This is a genomic window from Vibrio sp. YT-15 (genome assembly GCF_033337445.1).
Classification (GTDB): Bacteria; Pseudomonadota; Gammaproteobacteria; order Enterobacterales; family Vibrionaceae; genus Vibrio; species Vibrio alginolyticus.
The window spans coordinates 1-1,921 of the sequence record NZ_JAWOQR010000051.1; the positions used below are offsets into that span (position 1 = coordinate 1).

Genomic DNA, 1,921 nt, shown 5'->3' on the forward strand with positions numbered 1-1,921 from the left:
GCCTTAACGAACTTTGCTAGGAATGCATCCTTACGCTCATTAAAGCGGTGTACAAGGTCGTCAACGGCTTCTTGATCGTATGGCTTCAAACCACTCGCTACCATGCGTTTAATGCCTTTACCGACCACTTCACCATCTTCTTTGAATGCGAAGTTCAAAGTCACCACGCCGCGCTTACCATCTACATCAAACGTCGCACCAGTGAAATCCACTTCAGGATGTGTAAGGTCTAAGCGTGAAAATTCCACTTCCATGCTTTCATAAATAACCAGTGGACGCTGACAGTTGATCATCATTTGTTTCTCTTCCATCAGAGGAACCATGATGTGCGGGAAGTTCATTCCAGAAAACTGCACGTAATTTGTTACCACATGCTCAATAAAAGCCGGGTTGTGGTTGGTTTCGCCTTCACGAGACATGTGCAAGTATTCTTTGCCTGCCTCATCTACGACTGCGCTTTCTTTTTCACACTTATTTTCAATATGCAGCTCAATGCCATCATTTACCATGCCAGAGAAACGAAAGCGCATTTTTTGGCTGATGCCTTCTTTACTTAGTAGAACGGCAAATAGCAGGTCGCCAGGCACACAAAAGCGTTTGTTATCTTCATCATGAATAGGGTTGTAATCACCAGCCACGCGCTTAGCAAAGTGACTTGCTTGTTCACGAGTGAATTGAAATTGATGATTATTGTTTGAAAAATAAGGTGTTAGAAACATAATTATTAAGTAGTAACCAAAACTGTAAGGGATTATATGCGAATATCTGCGTAGCAATGGTCCATCCAGTAGAAAGTTCACTGCATTTTGACAATGCGCACCCAAATCAGCAGATAAACGTTTAAAAACACATGCTTGAATGGCTTATCCATTTATGATGCAAATAAGTGCGTCGCGCGACTCTGATATCACTCACGAATTGTTAAGAGTATAGACACAAAAAAGGCTCCACGAAGAGGTGGAGCCTAGACTGGAGTTTGCTTCTATAGATTAATGTACGCTTGGCAGAAGGTTCTCTGGCATCAGTGCGTTATGTAGAGCGAGTTTCAACAATGTGTTTGCTTGCTCGATATCGGGTGCAAAGTAACGGTCTTTATCGTAGAACGACACTTTTTCACGCAGCATCTGTTTTGCAATTTCGATTCGCTCTGACGATTTATTTGGCGCTCTGAAATCCAAACCTTGCGCCGCCGATAGATATTCGACAGCCAGAATGCCGCGAGTGTTTTCACCCATTTCTTTCAGTCTGCGAGCCGCGAATGTCGCCATTGACACGTGGTCTTCTTGGTTTGCTGATGTTGGTAAGCTGTCTACTGAGGCTGGGTGAGCAAGGGTCTTATTTTCACTTGCTAATGCCGCAGAGGTTACTTGAGCAATCATGAAGCCAGAGTTCACGCCACCATTATCCACTAAGAATGGCGGCAGTTTTGATAGCGCGCTGTCGATGAGAAGTGCCATACGACGCTCGGACAAACTGCCGATTTCTGCAATGGCGAGAGCTAAGTTATCGGCTGCCATCGCAACAGGTTCTGCATGGAAGTTACCGCCAGAGATGATGTCGTTATCTTCTGCAAATACTAATGGGTTATCAGAAACGGAGTTCGCTTCTACTTGCAATACTTCAGCGGAGTTGCGGATTTGCTGCAAACACGCGCCCATCACTTGCGGCTGACAACGCAGTGAGTATGGGTCTTGCACTTTTTCACAGTTGGTGTGCGATTCACCAATTTCACTCGATGTATCCAGTAGGTGACGATATGCCATTGCCGCATCCATTTGGCTACGATGGCCACGTACGCGGTGGATTCGAGGGTCACATGGGCGACGGCTGCCTAGTGCGGCTTCTACAGACATGGCACCACACACGGTTGCTGACGCGAAAAGATCCTCGGCAATAAACAGACCTTCTAGCGCGAATGCTG

Annotated in this window: 2 protein-coding genes; both read right to left on the minus strand. The window is 45.9% G+C overall.

Annotated elements, in window-relative coordinates; all coding sequences use genetic code 11:
* A partial coding sequence (locus R7D93_RS25130) for a DUF3581 domain-containing protein (protein WP_318129543.1) occupies positions 1-719 on the minus strand: 719 nt, incomplete at its 3' end.
* A gap of 270 nt (positions 720-989) precedes the next feature.
* Positions 990-1,921 (minus strand): aromatic amino acid lyase (locus R7D93_RS25135; RefSeq protein WP_318129544.1); only part of this gene is annotated, 932 nt, incomplete at its 5' end.